Origin of the sequence: Gordonia malaquae NBRC 108250, from assembly GCF_000344135.1 — a bacterium.
GTDB classification, from domain to species: domain Bacteria; phylum Actinomycetota; class Actinomycetes; order Mycobacteriales; family Mycobacteriaceae; genus Gordonia; species Gordonia malaquae.
In genome coordinates, this window is sequence record NZ_BAOP01000003.1 from 149234 (window position 1) to 168119 (window position 18886).

25 protein-coding genes are annotated in these 18886 nt (G+C 64.4%); 18 read left to right on the top strand and 7 right to left on the bottom strand.

Annotated features, from left to right (window positions below; translation table 11 throughout):
* Window positions 1-498: 498 nt before the first annotated feature.
* Complete coding sequence (locus GM1_RS22230) at window positions 499-660, top strand: hypothetical protein (RefSeq protein ID WP_157435742.1); 162 nt, start codon at window positions 499-501, stop codon at window positions 658-660.
* Between the two features lie 119 nt (window positions 661-779).
* On the opposite strand, the gene GM1_RS02615 is transcribed toward GM1_RS22230, so the two are convergent.
* Both GM1_RS02615 and GM1_RS02620 read right to left on the bottom strand, forming a co-directional pair.
* Window positions 780-1163 (bottom strand): hypothetical protein, encoded by a 384-nt coding sequence (locus GM1_RS02615; protein WP_008376386.1) that lies wholly within the window; start codon window positions 1161-1163, stop codon window positions 780-782.
* Window positions 1160-1429, bottom strand: coding sequence for a hypothetical protein (locus tag GM1_RS02620; protein WP_008376387.1), 270 nt, complete (start codon window positions 1427-1429; stop codon window positions 1160-1162). Before GM1_RS02620 ends, GM1_RS02615 begins: the two co-directional genes overlap by 4 nt.
* Window positions 1430-1452: 23 nt before the next feature.
* On the opposite strand from GM1_RS02620, the gene GM1_RS02625 reads away from it, so the two are divergent.
* Entirely contained in the window at window positions 1453-1767 is a 315-nt protein-coding gene (locus tag GM1_RS02625) for a hypothetical protein (RefSeq protein WP_008376388.1), read from the top strand.
* Here GM1_RS02625 and GM1_RS02630 read toward each other — a convergent pair.
* Window positions 1764-2117 carry an Rv2640c family ArsR-like transcriptional regulator gene (locus GM1_RS02630; protein ID WP_005206748.1) on the bottom strand — a complete coding sequence of 118 codons (354 nt, stop codon included), beginning with the start codon at window positions 2115-2117 and terminating at the stop codon, window positions 1764-1766. The two genes, GM1_RS02625 and GM1_RS02630, sit on opposite strands and share 4 nt — an antisense overlap.
* Window positions 2118-2212: 95 nt before the next feature.
* Here GM1_RS02630 and GM1_RS02635 point away from each other — a divergent pair, with 95 nt between their 5' ends.
* From GM1_RS02635 to GM1_RS21840, 8 genes are all read left to right on the top strand, one after another.
* A complete protein-coding gene (locus GM1_RS02635; protein WP_008376389.1) occupies window positions 2213-2668 on the top strand; it encodes an ArsI/CadI family heavy metal resistance metalloenzyme in 456 nt (151 codons plus the stop codon).
* Window positions 2669-2792: 124 nt separating this feature from the next.
* Window positions 2793-3167: an ArsR/SmtB family transcription factor gene (locus GM1_RS02640; RefSeq protein WP_169332770.1), complete on the top strand. Its 375-nt coding sequence runs from the start codon at window positions 2793-2795 to the stop codon at window positions 3165-3167.
* Window positions 3164-4279, top strand: a complete 1116-nt coding sequence (gene arsB / locus GM1_RS02645) for an ACR3 family arsenite efflux transporter (protein ID WP_008376394.1) — start codon at window positions 3164-3166, stop codon at window positions 4277-4279. Before GM1_RS02640 ends, arsB (GM1_RS02645) begins: the two co-directional genes overlap by 4 nt.
* On the top strand, window positions 4279-4719 hold the full coding sequence (locus tag GM1_RS02650) for an arsenate-mycothiol transferase ArsC (RefSeq protein ID WP_008376395.1): 441 nt from the start codon (window positions 4279-4281) through the stop codon (window positions 4717-4719). Before arsB (GM1_RS02645) ends, GM1_RS02650 begins: the two co-directional genes overlap by 1 nt.
* Window positions 4720-4759: 40 nt before the next feature.
* Window positions 4760-5425 carry a phosphatase gene (locus tag GM1_RS02655; protein ID WP_008376396.1) on the top strand — a complete coding sequence of 222 codons (666 nt, stop codon included), beginning with the start codon at window positions 4760-4762 and terminating at the stop codon, window positions 5423-5425.
* A gap of 105 nt (window positions 5426-5530) precedes the next feature.
* Window positions 5531-6952 carry an FAD-dependent oxidoreductase gene (locus GM1_RS02660; protein ID WP_008376397.1) on the top strand — a complete coding sequence of 474 codons (1422 nt, stop codon included), beginning with the start codon at window positions 5531-5533 and terminating at the stop codon, window positions 6950-6952.
* Complete coding sequence (locus tag GM1_RS02665; RefSeq protein ID WP_008376398.1) at window positions 6949-7473, top strand: GNAT family N-acetyltransferase; 525 nt, start codon at window positions 6949-6951, stop codon at window positions 7471-7473. Before GM1_RS02660 ends, GM1_RS02665 begins: the two co-directional genes overlap by 4 nt.
* A gap of 523 nt (window positions 7474-7996) precedes the next feature.
* Window positions 7997-8839, top strand: a complete 843-nt coding sequence (locus GM1_RS21840) for a DinB family protein (protein ID WP_008376401.1) — start codon at window positions 7997-7999, stop codon at window positions 8837-8839.
* A gap of 53 nt (window positions 8840-8892) precedes the next feature.
* Here GM1_RS21840 and GM1_RS02685 read toward each other — a convergent pair whose 3' ends face one another.
* Complete coding sequence (locus GM1_RS02685; protein WP_008376403.1) at window positions 8893-10251, bottom strand: MFS transporter; 1359 nt, start codon at window positions 10249-10251, stop codon at window positions 8893-8895.
* Window positions 10252-10326: 75 nt separating this feature from the next.
* Here GM1_RS02685 and GM1_RS02690 point away from each other — a divergent pair, with 75 nt between their 5' ends.
* Complete coding sequence (locus tag GM1_RS02690) at window positions 10327-10716, top strand: ArsR/SmtB family transcription factor (RefSeq protein ID WP_008376405.1); 390 nt, start codon at window positions 10327-10329, stop codon at window positions 10714-10716.
* Window positions 10717-11039: 323 nt separating this feature from the next.
* Here GM1_RS02690 and GM1_RS02695 read toward each other — a convergent pair whose 3' ends face one another.
* Entirely contained in the window at window positions 11040-11393 is a 354-nt protein-coding gene (locus GM1_RS02695; protein ID WP_005206748.1) for an Rv2640c family ArsR-like transcriptional regulator, read from the bottom strand.
* A 95-nt stretch (window positions 11394-11488) separates the two neighbouring features.
* Between GM1_RS02695 and GM1_RS02700 the strand changes: the two genes are divergently transcribed.
* Window positions 11489-11944, top strand: coding sequence for an ArsI/CadI family heavy metal resistance metalloenzyme (locus GM1_RS02700; RefSeq protein WP_008376406.1), 456 nt, complete (start codon window positions 11489-11491; stop codon window positions 11942-11944).
* Between the two features lie 74 nt (window positions 11945-12018).
* Here GM1_RS02700 and nhaA read toward each other — a convergent pair whose 3' ends face one another.
* A complete protein-coding gene (gene nhaA / locus GM1_RS02705) occupies window positions 12019-13287 on the bottom strand; it encodes a Na+/H+ antiporter NhaA (RefSeq protein ID WP_008376408.1) in 1269 nt (422 codons plus the stop codon).
* A gap of 103 nt (window positions 13288-13390) precedes the next feature.
* Complete coding sequence (locus tag GM1_RS02710; RefSeq protein WP_008376410.1) at window positions 13391-14344, bottom strand: DUF1214 domain-containing protein; 954 nt, start codon at window positions 14342-14344, stop codon at window positions 13391-13393.
* 91 nt (window positions 14345-14435) lie between these two features.
* On the opposite strand from GM1_RS02710, the gene GM1_RS02715 reads away from it, so the two are divergent.
* The 6 genes from GM1_RS02715 (at window position 14436) to GM1_RS02740 (ending at window position 18838) form a co-directional block, all read left to right on the top strand.
* Window positions 14436-15014 (top strand): TetR/AcrR family transcriptional regulator, encoded by a 579-nt coding sequence (locus GM1_RS02715; protein WP_008376412.1) that lies wholly within the window; start codon window positions 14436-14438, stop codon window positions 15012-15014.
* A 74-nt stretch (window positions 15015-15088) separates the two neighbouring features.
* The gene (locus tag GM1_RS02720; protein ID WP_008376414.1) at window positions 15089-16174 is read left to right on the top strand and encodes an ABC transporter permease; all 1086 of its coding nucleotides are present in this window, start codon (window positions 15089-15091) and stop codon (window positions 16172-16174) included.
* Window positions 16171-16821 (top strand): ABC transporter ATP-binding protein, encoded by a 651-nt coding sequence (locus tag GM1_RS02725; RefSeq protein ID WP_008376415.1) that lies wholly within the window; start codon window positions 16171-16173, stop codon window positions 16819-16821. Before GM1_RS02720 ends, GM1_RS02725 begins: the two co-directional genes overlap by 4 nt.
* A 90-nt stretch (window positions 16822-16911) precedes the next feature.
* A complete protein-coding gene (locus GM1_RS02730; protein WP_075051985.1) occupies window positions 16912-17292 on the top strand; it encodes an ArsR/SmtB family transcription factor in 381 nt (126 codons plus the stop codon).
* On the top strand, window positions 17289-18398 hold the full coding sequence (gene arsB, locus GM1_RS02735; RefSeq protein WP_008376419.1) for an ACR3 family arsenite efflux transporter: 1110 nt from the start codon (window positions 17289-17291) through the stop codon (window positions 18396-18398). The genes GM1_RS02730 and arsB (GM1_RS02735) overlap by 4 nt, the downstream gene beginning before the upstream one ends.
* Window positions 18398-18838: an arsenate-mycothiol transferase ArsC gene (locus GM1_RS02740; protein WP_008376421.1), complete on the top strand. Its 441-nt coding sequence runs from the start codon at window positions 18398-18400 to the stop codon at window positions 18836-18838. The genes arsB (GM1_RS02735) and GM1_RS02740 overlap by 1 nt, the downstream gene beginning before the upstream one ends.
* Window positions 18839-18886 lie beyond the last annotated feature (48 nt).

Below are 18886 nucleotides of genomic sequence, written 5' to 3' on the forward strand. Positions count from 1 at the left end.
GGGCGGCTTGGTCAGTTTGCGTTTGACTAGATCGGGCACTGACCAGCGGAGCCTCCGAAAACGGCGGCGAATCAGGCGGCTTGTGTGTGGCGACGATGGCATCCATGGAATCGGTCCGACTCTCGGTTGCCGCCGTCCACGATCGTGTGACAGCGCATCTGGACGCCTTCGACGACGCGACACTGGTCGACCAACTGCGCACGCTGCTCGGTGCGCGTTTGGTTGCGTATCTGGCCGGCGCCCAGCACCGCTGCGGTCAGCGACTACATCACACGCGCGGCCGCAGTCCCGGACCACGTCCGAGCCCGTTTGAAGGTGGCCTACACGGTGGCGGCCCTGCAACACCAGCTCGGCGCTACCCCATCGTTGATCCAAGCCTGGTTTCAGGGACGCAATCCGCGCCTGGATGATCGAGCACCGGCGCAGGTCATCGCCGACGATCCCTGCCGCTTCCGAGGCACGCTCATCGCGGCCGCCGTTACTCTGGTGGGTGGCTAGGTGGACACTGACGCCGCGTTTGCGGCCACCTGGCGGATCGGCAGTCGAATCTATGCCGTTGCTCAAGCCGAGATCCTCGTCGACTCCGTGGTGGGACCGCCCCAGCACATTCGGCGACGACTGGATGCCGTCATCGACGACCTCCTCGATCCTGCTGACTAGGCTGGCGAACAGACGGATCAGCCGATGGCCCTACGGTTGGGCGCGATGTGCGCAATGACGTTCTCGAACCGTGGGACGGGACGTGCGCCGGTTACCCGAGAATCGTCGGCGGTCTGTCGTCACTCGTCCGCCGTGTCTAGCCGGCCGTAGAGTGTGGCGATCAGCACATCCTTGGCGCGAAGTTCTGCGCGGAGACGATGGAGTTCGGCATCGTTGGCCGTCAACTGAGCCCGAAGCGCCGACACGATGGAGCTGTCGGTGGCTGCAGCCTCGGGTGGCGGGGCGATGGTGGTGTGGGCGCGGATCTTCTCCCATAGGTCCGGATGGTTGTAAATCGTCTTGCGGGTGACGCCGGCACGTACAGCGACGGCGTTGATGTTGATTGTGGCCCCCGATCTCCGCATCGCGGTGAGGGCCTTCTCAATCCGAGTCCGGACGTCGGCGGAGCGCTGCCGTGCGTGGGCGTTGAGCGCGGCGATCGCCTGATCAGTCGGTGGCGTCATGCCCCATCACCTGGGTTCTCGGCTTTCCCGAGTGCGATCTCGTGCAGCCCTCGAGTCTGGATCTGCAGCAGCGGTCGCCGATCAGAGGTGCCGGCCCCGGCCACCGCCGACTCGCGATCGGCCGATGCCTGGTCACCTTCGGCAGCGAGTCGGGCGATGATGGCATCGAGCGAGGCGATCTCGCGGAGTCGTTCGTGGACCCAGACGTTCTCGTCGGAGAGTTCACGTCCGGTGCGCTCGTAGTACTGACGGCGACAGACTTGCATCCATCGACATACAGGACCTCAACTTGCATAGCTCGAGTTTCCCCGACTCGCCCAGAAAAGAGAGATCCGAACTGCTGACACCCGCGAACTTCGGGTTTCCCGACTCCGTCGTCGTCCGGCTGCGTACGTGGCTCGACGCGTGGACGGCGAACTTCGCCGACGCACCGAGCGACGACCAGCACACGTGGCGTCGCGGATTCGACGTCGCCGGCTGGCTTCACGAAGGCGATACACTGGCCGACCTCATCGCCGAGTCGCTCCCCGACTACACCGTCGAACGCCAGTATCGGACTTACGCAGCTAACGCCGTGCGGCGCGATGCCGATCACCCCGGCTAACAGCAGGTGTCGAGCACTCCTCTCAGTGCTTCCAGCGAGTCCGGTTCGGCGCGATGCAGGACGTTCACGCCTCGACGCTCGGAGCTGACTAGGCCCGCCTTTTTGAGTTGACCGAGGTGGTGGCTCACCGTACCCGCCGAGAGTGCGAGCGCCTCGGCGAGATCACTGGTGCTGATCGCACCTGGTCGGGCGCCCATGAGGATGGAGACCAGCTGAATTCGCGCCGGATCGGCCAGCGCCTTGAGCCGGAGAGCCAGCTCTAGGGCCGCATCCGCTTCCATTGGACCTGCGGAGATCGGTGCACAGCAGATCGGAGCACTGATGTCGACCACAGGGAGCGTCTTGGGCATGACCCCAACCTACCCATCCGTTGACATATGTCAAACTCTGGTCTAGAACTTGAGTCGCAACACTTTTGATGTATGTCGAATCCTTGGAGGATCTCATGTCACGCGTGCAACTCGCCCTCAACGTCGACGATCTCGACCAGTCGATCGCCTTCTACACCAAGCTGTTCGGCGTCGGCCCGGCGAAGGTCAAGCCGGGCTACGCCAACTTCGCCGTCACTGAGCCCGCACTGAAGTTGGTGCTGCTGGAGAATCCCGGCCAGGGCGGCAGCATCAATCACCTCGGCGTTGAGGTCGATTCCAGTGAGAAGGTGCACGCCGAGATCGCCCGATTCACCGAAGAGAAGCTGTTCACCGAAGAGGAGATCGGAGCAACCTGCTGCTTTGCCACTCAGGACAAGGTGTGGGTCACCGCTCCCGACGCCGAGCGCTGGGAGGTCTACACCGTGCTGGCCGACGCTGAGACCTTCAACGGCGAGCCGCTCGCTGCCGCGGTCCCCGTCGGCGAATCTACGTCCGCGGCATGCTGCACTCCCGCGGCGAACTGCTGCTGAACGCGGCCTTCTCTTTGGGCGCCAGGCTGGTCGCCACCCGATATCCGGGTGGCGACCAGTCCCGTTTCGAACGTGGACTGCATGCACCCTTGCAACCAGTATCGATATCTGTCAATATCGATGTATGTCGAACTCGATTCCGTTGACCGATGTCACCGTGCGGTGCTCACCGTTGGTGCGTGAGCCCCTCACGGAACGGCAGTCGGTTGATCTTGCTGTGGTGTTCAAAGCACTCGCCGACCCGATCCGGTTGCGACTGTTCAGCTTGATCGCCAGCCACGAGGGCGGAGAGGCGTGCGTGTGTGACATCTCCCCGGCCGTCGACGTTTCGCAACCGACGATCTCCCATCACCTGAAGGTCCTCAAGAACGCCGGTCTGCTCGAGTCTGAGCGCCGCGCGTCGTGGGTGTACTACCGCGTTATCCCCGATGTTCTGTCCTCGCTCGCCGGGATCCTGCAGTCCGGCGAGCTCGCCACCTCGATGGAGGTTCACTCGTGACCAGCCCCACCCCGACGGCCGGGCATCAGCCGGTCGTCGGCAAGCTCTCGACTCTGGACCGGTTCCTGCCCGTGTGGATCGGCGTCGCCATGGTCGCCGGCCTGCTGCTGGGCCGGATGATCCCCGGTCTGAACACCGCGTTGGAGAAGATCCAGGTCGACGGCGTTTCACTGCCTATCGCCTTGGGCCTGTTGATCATGATGTACCCGGTCCTGGCCAAGGTGCGCTACGACCGCCTCGACACCGTCACCGGCGATCGCAAACTACTGCTGGGATCGCTGCTGCTGAACTGGGTGCTCGGCCCAGCGCTGATGTTCGCCCTCGCCTGGATCTTCTTGCCCGACCTGCCCGAGTACCGCACCGGCCTGATCATCGTCGGCCTCGCACGGTGCATCGCCATGGTGATCATCTGGAACGACCTCGCCTGCGGCGATCGTGAGGCCGCCGCCGTCCTCGTCGCACTGAACTCAGTGTTCCAAGTGATCATGTTCGCCGTCCTGGGCTGGTTCTACCTCTCGATCCTGCCGGGCTGGCTGGGCCTGGAACAGACGACCATCAGCACCTCGCCGTGGCAGATCGCCAAGTCGGTGCTGATCTTCCTCGGCATTCCGCTGCTCGCCGGGTATCTGTCACGCCGGATCGGCGAGAAGACCAAGGGCCGCGACTGGTACGAAGCGACGTTCCTGCCCAAGGTCGGGCCGTGGGCACTCTACGGACTGCTGTTCACGATCGTCATCCTCTTCGCCCTGCAGGGCGAACAGATCACCTCCCGTCCCTGGGACGTCGTCCGGATCGCCGTGCCACTGTTGGTCTACTTCGCGGTGATGTGGGGCGGCGGCTACCTCCTGGGCGCGGTCATGGGCCTGGGCTACGAACGCACCACCACGCTTGCGTTCACCGCGGCAGGCAACAACTTCGAACTCGCCATCGCCGTCGCGATCGCCACCTACGGCGCGACCTCCGGACAAGCCCTCGCCGGCGTGGTCGGTCCGTTGATCGAGGTCCCTGTGTTGGTCGGCCTGGTCTATGTCTCCCTTGCCCTACGCAAACGCTTCCCCCTCACCCCGTCCTCTACCTCCGCTTCCGCGGACTCTTCTAGGAGCATGAACTGATGCCCGACGACCTGACGATCACCGAGAACGCGGCCGCACCGAGTGTGCTGTTCGTGTGTGTGAAGAACGGCGGCAAGTCTCAGATGGCCGCCGGACTGATGGGCAAGGCGGTCGGCGAGGCCGTCGAGGTGCACTCGGCCGGAACCAAACCCGGCACCGCGGTCAACGGGCTGTCTGCCGAGAGTCTGGCCGAAGTTGGCATCGACATCACCGGCGAGACTCCCAAACCTATCGATCCCGAGTTGCTCGCCCGCGTCGACCTGGTGGTCACCCTCGGCCGCGAAGCCGTGGTCGATGCCCCCGCCGGGGTGACGCTGATCAACTGGGACACCGACGAACCGTCCGAGCGCGGAATCGACGGGATCGAACGGATGCGCCTGGTCCGCGACGACATCGCCGCCCGCGTCACCGCGCTGGCAGCCGAACTCACCGCGCGCTAACGCCGGAACGGGTCGGGATCTACGAACCGGGAGAAGCCTGATGAACGCCGACGCCACGACCGAATCAGCCGGGACACCAGATCTGCTGATGCCCCAAGCCCTGCTATCGCGAACCGCGGAGAGGCTCGCCGCCCAGTACCGCGGGATCGTGTCCGAACAGACCGTCGAACGGGTCGTATTCGAGTCCTACACCGCACTGCGGCGCACCTCCCGCATCCACACTCACCTGGTGACCCTGACAGGCAGGTTCGCCGCAGAACGCCTCGCCGCCCTCGCGCAGTCCACCGGCGCAACCACCACGACTGTGCCCGAAGTGCTGTTCATCTGCGTCCACAACGCTGGCCGCTCACAGATGGCCGCCGCGCTCCTGACCCACCACGCGGCAGGACGAGTGCACGTACGTTCAGCCGGGTCTCTACCCGCGGCGGACATCAACCCGATCGTCGAGCGAGCCATGGCAGAGATCGGCCTTGATCTCGCCGCCGAGTTCCCCAAGCCGCTCACCGACGATGTGGTCGCGGCCGCGGACGTCGTGATCTCCATGGGCTGCGGCGACGCCTGCCCGATCTACCCGGGCAAGCGGTACCTGGACTGGCAAGTCGCCGACCCCGACAACCACCCCATCGAGACCGTTCGTCTGATCCGCGACGACCTCAATTACCGCGTCCGTAACCTCCTCGTCGAGCTACTACCTGCCACTACCTGACCGACGCTGATCGGCCTGCTCGCACGCTCCCGCGACTTCTCCCAGCAGCGCGGTGTCCTGCTCTACCTCACATACCCCGTGTCCCTTCGGAAGGAACCGACACTCATGCCTGCACGCAAGATCATCGCTATCGGCGGATCAGACGCCGGAATCTCCGCCGCTCTGCGGGCTCGCGAGCTCGACCCAACCAGCGAGGTCACCGTCGTCGTCGCCGACGCCTACCCGAACTTCTCCATCTGCGGCATCCCGTACTACGTCTCCGGCGAAGTCACGCACTGGAGCAACCTCGCCCACCGCACCGCCGCCGACCTCGCCGCCACCGGCATGACCGTTCATACCGACACCCGGGCCACCGCGATCGACACCGCCGGGCACCGCCTCACCGTCACCGGGCCCGACGGTGTCTCGCGAGACCTCGACTATGACGCACTCATCGTCGGGACCGGCGCGGTCTCAGTGCGGCCACCGATCACCGGCCTCGACCAACTAGGCCCTGACGACGGCGTTCACCTCCTGCACTCGATGGGCGACACCTTCGCCGTCATGAACACCCTGACCACCACCGACCCGAAGACCGCGATCATCATCGGCGCCGGCTACATAGGCCTGGAGATGGCTGAAGGGCTCACCACCCGAGGCCTAGCCGTCACCCAGATCGAAGCCCTCCCCGAAGTCCTCCCCACCGTCGAACCAGAACTCGGCGCCCTCGTCCACGACGAACTGGTCCGCAACCGAGTCGACGTGCGCACCAACACCCTGGTCACCGCCATCGACCGCGCCGACAACGGCGACCTGACTGTCACCACCGCGAGCGACGGCCACACTGATCACCTCACCGCCGACCTCGTGCTCGTCGTGGTCGGCGTGCGCCCCGACACTGACCTCGCCGCCGCCGCCGGTGCCAACCTCGGAATCAAGAACACCATCGCAGTCGACGAACGGATGCGCACCAATCTGCCGGACGTCTTCGCCGCCGGCGACGCCGTCCACACCCACCACCGCCAACTCGGCATCACCTGGCTCCCACTCGGAACAACCGCACACAAGCAGGGCCGCGTCGCTGGCGAAAACGCTCTCGGCGGCAGCGCCCGCTACACCGGCTCCCTCGGAACCCAAGTCGTCAAGATCTTCGACCTCGTCGCCGCCCGCACCGGCCTCAAAGAAGCCGAAGCCCTCACAGCCGACCGCGGCTGGACACCGGTATCGACCACCTCGACACCCGACGACCACAAGGCCTACTACCCAGGCGCCACCCCGATCAACATCCGCATCACCGCAGACCAGAAGACAGGCACACTGCTCGGAGCCCAACTCATCGGCCACCGCACCGCCGAAATCGCCAAACGGATCGACACCTACGCCACAGCCCTGCACCACGGCATGACCGTCGAAGCGCTCAGCGAACTCGACCTGTCCTACACCCCACCCCTGGGATCACCATGGGACGCCGTCCAAATCGCCGCCCACAACTGGGTACACGAGCACCGCCTGCACGCCCAGCGCAGCGAACTGAACCCAAACCAGTGACCACCAGCAGCAACCCCACCGAGCCCAACACAACACGCGCGGTCATCGCACCAATGGAGCCCGAACACGGACCCCAAGTCCTCGCGATCTACCAAGCCGGCATCGACACCGGCAACGCAACGTTCGCGACCGCCGCCCCAACCTGGCCCGACTTCGACCGCGATCACCTACCCGACCACCGATTCGTAGCCCTGGACCCCAACGGCAACGTCACCGGATGGATCGCCGCATCACCGGCATCGAGCCTGTGCGTCTACACCGGCGTCATCGAACACAGTGTGTACGTCGACCCCAACCACTCCGGCAAGGGCGTCGGCACCGCCCTCCTACAAGCGCTCATCGACTCCACCGAAACCGCAGGAGTGTGGACCATCGAAACAGGAATCTTCCCCGAGAACCACGCCAGCCTCGCACTGCACCACGCCCACGGATTCCGCACCGTCGGAACACGAGAACGCATCGGCCAACACAACGGCCACTGGCGAGACGTCGTCCTCATCGAACGCCGAAGCAACACCTAGCCGTATACTTCGCAGAGAACCCTCGAGCCAACCGACGTTCGACACGCTCCTGAGTTCCGATCACGGTGATCGGACATGCCGACCCAGGCGCGAAGTGCCCCAAGGGTTCTAGTCAGGACCTCTGCGGGCCCGCAACACCGACACCAGATGCTCGACCGTCGGTGACCCCGCGAAGCCTGAATCGGTGCGATAAACACGACACGCAAGTTCGTCAACCTGAACCGCGTCGTCAAAAGCGTCGCTTCCGTCAACCAGAACCGTCGACGAGCCAGCCAACAACGACGCGGACGCCTCCGCATCCGACGAGATCGGCCGACAGCGTATGTCGATCTCACACCCTACGATTGCCGCAGCCTCCCGTACCCGCGATAGGGTCTCCTCCCAATTCGGGCACGCTTCGAAGTACAGAATCTCAACCTGCATCGCCCTATTCTCTCAAGTTGATGCCCGTCGAAGGACAGCAATACGCATCAGAGTGATACGCAAGGTATCCAGTACTGACCGGTGAGCGTACGTTGGATTCATGGACCCCACCTGCTCCGACTGCGGGTACGACTACCGGACCCTGAGCAACGACGACGCGTCGTCCACACTCGTGCACGAAGTCGCCGACACAGTCCGCACGCTCCGGTATCGACGCCAGACGGCACCCACTCCGGACGGTTCGTGGTCGGCGCTCGAATACGCCGGCCACCTCCGTGACGTACTCATCGTCACTCGAGAGCGCACGTTGCACGCACTACGGGAAGAGTCACCGGCAGTCGTCACCATGGGTGCGGACGATCGCGTCCGACGCGGCGAGTACGCCAACCTCTCGTACTTCCAGACTACGGCCGAGATCTCAGAGGCAGCCCGACGGCTCGCAGCCACCTGGAACCGTCTGAGCACCCAGGACTGGGCGCGGACACTGCGGTACAACTACCCCACTCCTGCGATCCGCGAGTTGTCATGGCTCGCCGCGCACATCGTCCACGAAGTGGTCCACCACCGATCAGACATCGAACGGCTGACCACCGCCAGGAAAGCAGTCTCACTGAGCCCCGACTACGGTGCGCCGTGGGGACTATGGTCGAGCAACCCTCCGCGCCCGTCCCCACCCGCGAGCACCGAACTGCTGACACCCGCGAACTTCGGGTTTCCCGACTCCGTCGTCGTCCGGCTGCGCACGTGGCTCGACGCGTGGACGGCGAACTTCGCCGACGCGCCGAGCGACGACCAGCACACGTGGCGTCGCGGATTCGACGTCGCCGGGTGGCTTCACGAAGGCGATGCACTGGCCGACCTCATCGCCGAGGCGCTCCCCGACTACACCGTCGAACGCCAGTATCGGACTTACGCGGCCAACGCCGTGCGGCGCACCCCGTGACCCGAGCAAACGTCGACACCTTTCATTTGCCTCTGTCGAGGATCGCTCGCCGGTCACGCCGCTGAACGGCACCTATGCGGCCATTGTCGATGCAATTCGTCGATCACGAACGTGTGGGTGTGCACGTATCCGACCGCGGTCGCCGCAGTGCCGCGAACGTGATCGAGGTCGGTGATATCGGCCGGATGCACGTGCTCGAGCGCCTCCGGCTCCCGCGCGGGCCAGCACCACAGCGCTACACACGCGCCAGTCCCGGCCAGTCCTGCCAACACCATCCACGTCACCGAGTAGCCAGCCACGGTCGCGCCCCAGCCGGCGATCGGATACGCAAGGAGCCAGCAGGCGTGCGACAGGGAGAACTGCGCGGCGAACACCGCGGGCCGATCGTGCGGTGCGCTCGACCGGCGCAGCACGTTGCCCGTCGGTGTCAAGATCGCGCCACTGCCGACTCCAATAGCCGCCCACAGCACCAGCAGCGCGGGCCACTGCCACTGGTCGGCGCTGGTGAATGTAAATCCCCCCGCGGAGGCCGCAGCGAGAAACAGCACGCCGCCACCGGTGAGCATCACTGCACGGTCACCGAATCGAGCGGACAGCATTGGCACGGCGAATGCGATCACCAACACTCCGAGCCCGTTGGCGGACAATAGCCACGCAACATCAGCAGCCGGTCGACCTAGCGTGTCCTGTACGAGATTGACCGTATTGACCATCACGATCGCTCCTGCCCCGGCGACTGCCAGATTCAGGCCCATCAACCCACGTAGTCGCGGGGTCGCAAGGAACACCCGCGCCCCCGACACCACGCGATCACGAACCCGATAGCCACCGACAACCACAGCATTGGGAACCCGACTGGACACCACCAGCGCCGCCGACCCGAGGAACCCCGCCGCCGTTCCAGCGAACAGCCAGTGGAAGTCGATCACACTGATCAACAGCGCCGCCAGCAACGGACTCGACAAAGTCTCCATCGTCGAGGCGAGCTGCGAATACGACAGAGCGCGAGTGTACTGCTCCACATCGGGCAGAACATCAGGCAACGCCGCCTGAAACGTCGGAGTGAACGCGGCCGACGCCGACTGCATCAACGCCACCAGCACGTACACATGCCACACCTGATCAGCAAACGGCAGCGCCACCACCACGGCGGCACGCACAACATCCAGACTCACAAGCAGGCCGCGCCGATTGAACCGTCCCGCGTAGGCACCCGCGACCGGCGCCACCAGCACGTACACCACCATCTTGATGGCCAATGCCGTCCCCAGTACCGCCGCCGCATTCGCACCGGCGACCTTGAACGCCAACAGTCCCAACGCGACGGTCGTCAGCCCATTGCCCGCCAACGCCACCACCTGCGCACCAAACAGATGCCGGTAGTCACGCACCTCAAACAACGATCTCGTCATATGCCCTGCCGCCTCCTGACCCGCCACGCCGATCGGGCTCGATCGGAACAGGTTCACTATGACAGACTGGTGCACATGTATGCACACGATGAAGTTAGAGGTTGGGGTGCACAAGGACCGTCCGACGACGTCATCGACGCCGCCTCAGTCCTCCTCCGAATGCTCGCCGACCCCACGCGGATGCGGATACTCTGGCTCCTCGGACGACGCGAATACGACGTAGCCACCCTGGCCGAGGACCTGCAAACCGCGCGGCCTGCGGTCTCCCAGCACCTCGCCAAACTCAAGCTCGCAGGACTCGTCCAATCAAGCAAAGATGGACGGCGCAGCGTCTACAGCCTCCGAGGCCTCCATCTCCATGAACTACTAACCGAAGTGTTCAGCGCCGCGGACCATCAAGCCAACGCGCTGCCGGACCATCGGTACAACGCATCGATGAGTCCTGGGCGCGGCCGGGCCGGCTGAAACGAGAGTTGTCGATCTCTTGCTGAACTGAATTGCGGACGCTTCCAGCGCGGTCTCGCCGACCCTGTCCACCCATACCCGCGGAACCTGCCCATCATGCAGCGTAAAAGCGCTTCCATCTGGCCCACCTATCCCCGACTACACTCCAGCTGCGGGCCATGTTCGGGCACCACCGACGACTTACGGTGCGGTCAGTCTGCAGCCCGCCGCGGACCTTACCGGCGAGCGGTTTGTCGGTGCCGATGAGGTTTGTGACTCACACACGGCGCCGGGCAATAGTGCAGGTCGTCCGGCTAGCGAAATCGCGATGCCGATCACCCCAGCTAACAGCAGGTGTCGAGCACTCCCCTCAGTGCTTCCAGCGAGTCCGGTTCGGCTCGATGCAGGACGTTCACACCTCGACGCTCGGAGCTGACAAGGCCTGCCTTCTTGAGTTGACCGAGGTGGTGGCTCACCGTACCCGCCGAGAGCGCGAGCGCCTCGGCGAGATCACTGGTGCTGATCGCACCTGGTCGGGCGCCCATGAGGATGGAGACCAGCTGAATTCGCGCCGGATCGGCCAGCGCCTTCAGCCGGAGAGCCAGCTCAAGAGCCGCATCAGCCTCCATTGGACCCGCGGAGATCGGCGCACAGCAGATCGGAGCACTGATGTCGACCACGGGGAGCGTCTTGGGCATGACCCCAACCTACCCATCCGTTGACATATGTCAAACTCTGGCCTAGAACTTGAGTCGCAACACTTTTGATGTATGTCGAATCCTTGGAGGACCTCATGTCACGCGTGCAACTCGCCCTCAACGTCGACGATCTCGACCAGTCGATCGCCTTCTACACCAAGCTGTTCGGCGTCGGCCCGGCTAAGACCAAGCCGGGCTACGCCAATTTCGCCGTTGTCGAGCCGGCACTGAAGCTGGTGCTGCTGGAGAACCCCGGCCACGGCGGCAGCATCAATCACCTCGGCGTAGAGGTCGACTCCAGCGAGAAGGTGCACGCCGAGATCGCCCGATTCACCGAAGAGAAGCTGTTCACCGAAGAGGAGATCGGAGCAACCTGCTGCTTTGCCACCCAGGACAAAGTGTGGGTCACTGCTCCCGACGCTGAGCGCTGGGAGGTCTACACCGTGTTGGCCGACGCTGAGACCTTCAACGGCAAGCCGGTCGCTGCCGCGGTCCCCGTCGCCGAATCTACGTCCGCGGCATGCTGCACTCCCGCGGCGAACTGCTGCTGAACGCTAATTTCTGGTAGGCCGCTGGACTGGTCGCCACCCGATGCCAGGGTGGCGACCAGTCCCGTTTCCGCACGTCAAGGCAGTATGGAGCGCGTTGCGGCCGCTTGTTTGCCTCGGCGGTTTCGAAGCGCCAGCACCGCACCCGCCAATACCGCTGCCAGTGCTGATGCAATCACGACGGCCGTCTTGCCGTGCTCCAAGGTCGTCGAATCGGCGGTGAGGCTCAACTCGGTGACGAGAAGCGACACGGTGAATCCGATGCCGGCGAGGACGCCGACGCACGTGAGGTCGGCCCAGCGCACGGACGGATCCAGTGCGCTGCGCGTGAAGCGCACCGTCAGCCACGTCGCGGCTAGGATCCCGACCGGTTTGCCGATCACGAGTCCGATCAGAATGCCTAGCGCTACCGGGTCGGTGAACACCTCCCCCAGACCTGTCAGGCCGCCGACCGCCACGCCGGCAGACAGGAAGGCGAAGGCGGGTACTGCGAACCCGGCCGAGATCGGACGAAAGCGATGCTCGAACTGCTCGGCGAGACCGGATCCGCCGCGGCGAACCGGAATCATGAACCCGAGCGCGACACCGGCGATCGTGGCGTGGATTCCAGAGGCGTGCACCAGCGCCCAGGCGACGACGCCGAGTGGAAGCAACACCGCCCAAGCCGCCCAGCGCCGCAGCGCGAACCAGTCCGCGTACCGGTGAGCGAGAATGCCGAACACCGCGACCGGAACGGTGGCCGCCAGCAGCGGCGTCAAGTTGACCTTCTCGGTGTACACGACGGCGATGATCGCGATCGCGATCAGATCGTCGACCACAGCCAGGGTCAGCAGGAACAGCCGAAGAGAGGCGGGGAGGCCTCGTCCGACGACTGCGAGCACCGCGACCGCGAAGGCGATGTCGGTCGCGGTCGGAATCGCCCACCCGTCGACGCCTTCGTGACCCCAGTTGATGGCCAAATACAGGACGGCAGGCGCGATCACGCCGCCGACTGCGGCGAACACCGGAACGATCGCGGCGCGGGCTGATCGGAGCTGTCCGGCGACCAGTTCGCGCTTCAACTCCAGGCCGACGAGGAAGAAGAAGATCGCCAGCAGCCCGTCGGATGCCCATTGTCCGACGGTCAGCTCGAGATGCCAGGGCTCGTAGCCGATCCGGGTGTCGCGGAACCTTTGATAGAGATCGGCAGCCGGGCTGTTCGCCATGACGATCGCGGTGATCGCGGCGCCGACCAGCAGGAATCCACCGACCGCTTCTCGGCGAAGAAGTTCAACAACTCTGCGTGTCTCGGCGACAGGGCCACGGCGAAACACGCGGCGCGTCAGGTGATTGTCGGTGTGGGGCATCGATCTCCTCTGGTCGGTACGACAAACGTCGACGCCGACCAGACTTCCCGGCACACCAGAAGGTCACACTACCGGACTGGCAGCAATGTTTCCCCGAGGTCCGTCAGCCCGCCGGAACTGCGGTAGGCACCGGAAACGACCACGTTCCATCCAGAATCTCCGCACGCGGGCGGTAAAGCCGAACGAGGTAGTTCCAGTCGTTCGGAGTCACGATGACATTCGGCGTCCCGGCCGGATACTGTCCGAACCGCACCGTCACAGTGCCGTCGTCATCTTTCTCAGCGGTGACGCTGTTGATCGTGTATGAGTCGGCATCGTTCGGTTCGAAATACCCTGATGAGTTATAGACCGAGATGGACCAGAACCCGTCCACCGGAACATCCTCGACGGTCATCTCGTATCTGCCGTCGGGCTGCGGCACTGCCCCGCCGACGTAGCAGGCCTCCGTGGTGGGTAGCCCACCCCAGCCGGCTGCGGTCCCGATCAGGTGGCGCACCGGATCGGTCTGCTCCACAGAGCCGAACATTCGGTCGTATCCCGTGAGATTGCTCGCCAGCGCGAGCAAAGCGTCGCGCGTGTCGTCGAATGTCGCCGCGTCGTACTCCGGAGTCTCGAACGGCACGGCCGAATTGCTGGTCAATCCAAGCATGTCTTGAATGGCGCCGACCTCCGCGATGTCGGATGGATCCGACGGGTCGGCGAGAATCCGGACCGCGAGAGCGACGTACTGGGACCCGAATTCGCCGACGGAAAGTTCGTATGAGCCCGGTGAATGATAGGTCCGATTGATGTGGTGAGCCTCATTGACCACCATGGCCGACAGGTATCGATCCCCGTGTTCTGGGATCGTGAACGATGCGCCACGCGAAATATCGACGATCGCAAAGCTATAGAGCGTGTCCCGATTCAGCCGTATGACTGTCTGTTTGTCGATCTCAACCGGTCGCCGGTTGTGAAGGAAAGTGTTGACCCCTCCAGCATCTCGCTGGAGATCCTGGAACATGCGCGCATTCTCTGCGTGTACGAAGTTGTCGACATTCACGAGCGTTTTGGCCATACCGACCAATACCACGCCGTGCGTGTGGTCATGTCGACTTCGGCTCGAACAGTAGACTTCATACACTCACGACCGATGGGAGTTGACTCAAGTGCCGAAGATCAGCACGGGAACTGTCGTTGAGCACCGGGAGGCGGTCCTGTCCTCGTTGATGGACGGCGCGCAGCGAATCCTGCTCGGCGAGACCGGGAGCAGACTGACGGCTTCTGCGGTCGCCGCGGAGGCCGGGATCGCCCGAAACAGCATCTACCGGTATGTGTCGTCCATTGATGACCTGGTCGATCTCGTGTTGGCTCGCGGCTTCGCCGAGTGGGCGGCAAGAGTGGCCGAGGAGGTCGACGCCGCGGCCAGTCCCCAAGAAGCGGTGATCGCCTACGTTCGAAGCAACCTGACCCAGGCGGCCGAGGGCGAACACGCACTGCAGCAGTCCCTTGCCGGCTACGCGCTGTCGGAGTCGGCACGCGAACGGATCACTGCACTTCACAAGCAGATCGCCGCCGTGCTTCATACGGCCGTCATCGACCTCGAACCCGCAGACCCGGACCTCCTTGAGGAAGCCGTGCAGGCCCTCGTCGACTCGATGATGCAGAGAATCTCCCCCGAGGAACCTGCCGATCGCGTGATCGACTTCGCGTGCGCGTCGACGGAAGCGCTCATCAGCATGAGCTGAACACACTTTTGCGACACCCTGTCGCGCTGCTGTACGTTCTCCTGGAGACACGGTGTCTCGAAGGAGGTGCGTTCATGTTCATAGCAGTGCGGGAGCTACGAGCGGCGTGGGGCCGCTTCGCCATGATGGGACTGGTGATCGCGTTGGTCGCGGCACTGGTCGGCATGGTTTCCGGGTTCACACTCGGCCTCGGGAACGACACCGTGTCGGCGCTACGCGCATTGAACGCCCAGGCGATCGCATTCTCTGACGGCGCGACCGACTTCAACCGGAGCGTGGTCAGCGAGAAGGACGTACGGGCGTGGACATCATCCGCCGACGTCGACGCGACGCCTCTGGGCGTCAGCATGACGCACGGCACCAACGAATCCGGGATCGCGGTCGACATGGCTGTATTCGGAATCGATCCGAGCAGCTCCGTGAATCCGGGGGCGGAACAGGGTTCGGCGCTGACCGCCGGTCCCGACGAGGTTGTGATCACAGCGGATCTGCTTGAGGAGGGCCTTGCGGTCGGCGACCTGGTGTCCGTAGACGACAGCGACGTCCGACTCCGCGTCGTCGGAGCTGTAGACGACCGGTCGTTCGGCCACGTGCCTGCCGTCTACACGTCGCTCGACACATGGCGCGCCATTCGTTACGGGACCACTGACCTCACAGATCGTCAGCAAGGAACCGCCGCGGCGATACTGATCCTCGGCGGAGATGCGCCGAACAATCTCGGCGGTACAACGCTGTCGGGCACCGACGTCATGCTGGAGGCCGCGCCCGGATACTCCGGGGAGCGACTGACGATGAACTCGATCCTCGCGTTCCTGTACGTGATCGCCCCGCTCATCGTGGCCGCATTCTTCGCCGTGTGGGTGCTCCAACGCCAAGGTCTGTACGCGTTGCAGCGCGCCCTCGGCGTCTCCCGATGGTCACTGGTCGGGTCGACCCTGGCTCAGGCCGCGATCATCGTCACCGCCTCGACGATTGCGGGATCGGTCGCCGCCTACGGTCTCGGAATCCTGCTGGGGGACGCCGTGCCTTTCGATCTACCGCTCGGGTCCCTCACGATCACCACCCTCGCCGTCATCGGCGCATCACTCGTCGGTTCGGCCGTGACTCTGCGTTGGGTCGCTTCCGCCGATCCGCTGACCATGCTGGGAGCCTTCCGATGAGCCTGCACCTGACAGAAGTGCGCGTCGACTACGAGACCGCCGGAGAAAAGCTCACCGTCCTCGACAGTTTCTCGGCCACCTTCGCTCCAGCAACGATGACTGCCATCGTCGGTCCGTCCGGCTCAGGCAAGTCCACTCTGCTCGGCGTATGCGGGGCACTGCGTCGCCCAATCAGCGGCCGCATGGAACTCGACGGGATCGACGTGACCGGGCAGTCCGACCGCGAGCGCAGCCGTGTGCGACGCACGATGATCGGCTACGTGTTCCAGAGTGGAAACCTCTTCCCTGGCCTTCGGGTGATCGATCAGGTGGTCGCAATGGCGTCGATCGCGGGTGAGCGGCCACGCGCCGCGCGCGCACGGGCTGCGGAGCTTCTCGATGCGGTCGAGTTGTCCGATCATGCGAACCGGCGTCCCGACGAACTGTCCGGCGGCCAGCGCCAGAGGGTCGCGATCGCCCGCGCCCTCGTTCATCGCCCTCGACTTCTGCTCGTGGATGAACCAACTGCCGCGGTCGACCGTAGCCAAGCCGGCCGGATCACGGAACTCCTCCGCGCGATCACTGTCGACTCCGGCTGCATCACAGTCGTTGCGACTCACGATCCCGAGGTCGTCGATGCTGCAAGTCGGACCGTCGAACTGGGCTGACCCGCAGCGCGTGGTCGACCGTTCGTTGAGCGGCTGACGGGCTGTGCGGGCCAACTTGACCTGGATATCGACAACTGTCAATATCGATGAATGTCGATATCGATTGGATCGACGGATGCGTCAGTGCGGTGTTCGCCATTGGTGCGGGAGCCGCTGTCGGAACCGCAGTCCGTTGACCTCGCGCTTATGTTCCGGGCCCTCGGCGACCCGGTTCGACTACGCCTGTTGAGCCTGATAGCGAGTCACTCGAACGGGGAGGCGTGCGTCTGCGACATCTCCCCGGCCGTCGACATCTCCCAACCGACGATCTCCCATCACCTCAAGGTCCTCAAGACTGCAGGGCTACTCGACTCCGAGCGCCGAGCATCGTGGGTGTACTACCGCGTCGTTCCAGAGGTTCTGTCGTCGCTCGCCGAGGTCCTGCGAACAGGCGAGCTTGCTCCCGCGATCGAGACGAAGGCCCAACAGTGAGCACCTCGGAGCGCCAACAAGTCGTCGGCAGATTGTCGACACTCGACCGGTTCCTGCCCGTGTGGATCGGCGTCGCCATGGTCGCCGGACTGTTTCTGGGCCGGATGATCCCCGGACTGAACACAGCGTTGGAGAAGATCCAGGTCGACGGCGTCTCCCTCCCCATCGCCCTGGGCCTGTTGATCATGATGTACCCGGTTCTGGCGAAGGTGCGCTACGACCGCCTCGACACCGTCACCGGTGACCGAAAACTGCTTCTGGGGTCACTGCTCCTGAACTGGGCGCTGGGTCCAGCACTGATGTTCGCCCTCGCCTGGCTGATGCTCCCCGACCTGCCCGAATACCGCACCGGGCTGATCATCGTCGGCCTTGCCCGATGCATCGCCATGGTGATCATCTGGAACGACCTCGCCTGCGGCGATCGTGAGGCCGCAGCCGTCCTCGTGGCCCTCAACTCGATGTTCCAGGTGGTGATGTTCGCCGTCCTGGGCTGGTTCTACCTCTCGGTTCTGCCCGGCTGGCTCGGCCTCGAACAGACGACCATCAGCACCTCGCCGTGGCAGATCGCGAAGTCCGTGCTGATCTTCCTCGGCATCCCACTGCTCGCCGGGTACCTGTCACGCCGGATCGGCGAGAAGACCAAAGGCCGCGACTGGTACGAAGACCGCCTCCTTCCAAAGGTCGGGCCGTGGGCGCTGTACGGTCTCCTGTTCACCATCGTCATCCTGTTCGCGCTTCAGGGTGAACAGATCACCAGCCGCCCGTGGGACGTCATTCGCATCGCACTCCCCTTGCTCGTCTACTTCGCGGTCATGTGGGGAGGCGGATATGTGCTCGGCGCAGCCATGGGCTTGGGATACGAACGGACGACAACACTCGCGTTCACCGCGGCAGGCAACAACTTCGAGCTCGCCATCGCCGTCGCGATCGCCACCTACGGCGCCACCTCCGGGCAGGCACTCGCGGGAGTGGTCGGCCCGTTGATCGAGGTCCCGGTGCTGGTCGGCCTCGTCTACGTCTCACTTGCTCTCCGCAAGCGCTTTCCTTCTGCCCCGACATCCCCCACGGCCGCCGCCGGCGCCGACCCGACTAGGAGCGTGAACTGATGGCCGACTCCCCCTCCGTTGCCGACATCGCGGCAACACCGAGCGTGCTGTTCGTATGCGTGAAGAACGGCGGCAAGTCCCAAATGGCTGCCGGCCTGATGCGCAAGGCAGCCGGCGAGGTCGTCGAGGTGCACTCAGCAGGAACCAAGCCCGGGACCACTGTCAACGGGCTGTCTGCCGAGAGCCTCGCCGAAGTCGGCATCGACATCACCGGCGAGACTCCGAAACCCATCGACCCCGAGTTGCTCGCCCGCGCCGACCTCGTGATCACCCTCGGCCGCGAAGCCGTTGTCGATGCCCCCGCCGGGGTCACGCTGATCAACTGGGACACCGACGAACCGTCCGAGCGCGGGATAGACGGCATCGAACGGATGAGGCTCGTGCGCGATGACATCACCGCCCGTGTGCTCGCGCTGGCGGCCGAACTCACTGCTGGGTAGCGACCGTCGGTCTACGAGACGCAATATCGACCGTGGACAGCGGACCGA

What these genes read in the sequence shown, in the direction of transcription:
- GM1_RS02655 (WP_008376396.1), top strand. Translation starts at nt 4,760, where the DNA reads ATGAACGCCGACGCCACGACCGAATCAGCCGGGACACCAGATCTGCTG.
- GM1_RS02700 (WP_008376406.1), top strand. Translation starts at nt 11,489, where the DNA reads ATGTCACGCGTGCAACTCGCCCTCAACGTCGACGATCTCGACCAGTCG.
- GM1_RS02710 (WP_008376410.1), bottom strand. Translation starts at nt 14,344, where the DNA reads ATGGCCAAAACGCTCGTGAATGTCGACAACTTCGTACACGCAGAGAAT.
- GM1_RS02695 (WP_005206748.1), bottom strand. Translation starts at nt 11,393, where the DNA reads ATGCCCAAGACGCTCCCCGTGGTCGACATCAGTGCTCCGATCTGCTGT.
- GM1_RS02720 (WP_008376414.1), top strand. Translation starts at nt 15,089, where the DNA reads ATGTTCATAGCAGTGCGGGAGCTACGAGCGGCGTGGGGCCGCTTCGCC.
- GM1_RS02730 (WP_075051985.1), top strand. Translation starts at nt 16,912, where the DNA reads ATGTCGATATCGATTGGATCGACGGATGCGTCAGTGCGGTGTTCGCCA.
- nhaA (WP_008376408.1), bottom strand. Translation starts at nt 13,287, where the DNA reads ATGCCCCACACCGACAATCACCTGACGCGCCGCGTGTTTCGCCGTGGC.
- GM1_RS02690 (WP_008376405.1), top strand. Translation starts at nt 10,327, where the DNA reads ATGTATGCACACGATGAAGTTAGAGGTTGGGGTGCACAAGGACCGTCC.
- GM1_RS02630 (WP_005206748.1), bottom strand. Translation starts at nt 2,117, where the DNA reads ATGCCCAAGACGCTCCCTGTGGTCGACATCAGTGCTCCGATCTGCTGT.
- GM1_RS02615 (WP_008376386.1), bottom strand. Translation starts at nt 1,163, where the DNA reads ATGACGCCACCGACTGATCAGGCGATCGCCGCGCTCAACGCCCACGCA.
- GM1_RS02650 (WP_008376395.1), top strand. Translation starts at nt 4,279, where the DNA reads ATGCCCGACGACCTGACGATCACCGAGAACGCGGCCGCACCGAGTGTG.
- GM1_RS02685 (WP_008376403.1), bottom strand. Translation starts at nt 10,251, where the DNA reads ATGACGAGATCGTTGTTTGAGGTGCGTGACTACCGGCATCTGTTTGGT.
- GM1_RS21840 (WP_008376401.1), top strand. Translation starts at nt 7,997, where the DNA reads ATGGACCCCACCTGCTCCGACTGCGGGTACGACTACCGGACCCTGAGC.
- GM1_RS02635 (WP_008376389.1), top strand. Translation starts at nt 2,213, where the DNA reads ATGTCACGCGTGCAACTCGCCCTCAACGTCGACGATCTCGACCAGTCG.
- GM1_RS02725 (WP_008376415.1), top strand. Translation starts at nt 16,171, where the DNA reads ATGAGCCTGCACCTGACAGAAGTGCGCGTCGACTACGAGACCGCCGGA.
- GM1_RS02740 (WP_008376421.1), top strand. Translation starts at nt 18,398, where the DNA reads ATGGCCGACTCCCCCTCCGTTGCCGACATCGCGGCAACACCGAGCGTG.
- GM1_RS02640 (WP_169332770.1), top strand. Translation starts at nt 2,793, where the DNA reads ATGTCGAACTCGATTCCGTTGACCGATGTCACCGTGCGGTGCTCACCG.
- GM1_RS02660 (WP_008376397.1), top strand. Translation starts at nt 5,531, where the DNA reads ATGCCTGCACGCAAGATCATCGCTATCGGCGGATCAGACGCCGGAATC.
- GM1_RS02620 (WP_008376387.1), bottom strand. Translation starts at nt 1,429, where the DNA reads ATGCAAGTCTGTCGCCGTCAGTACTACGAGCGCACCGGACGTGAACTC.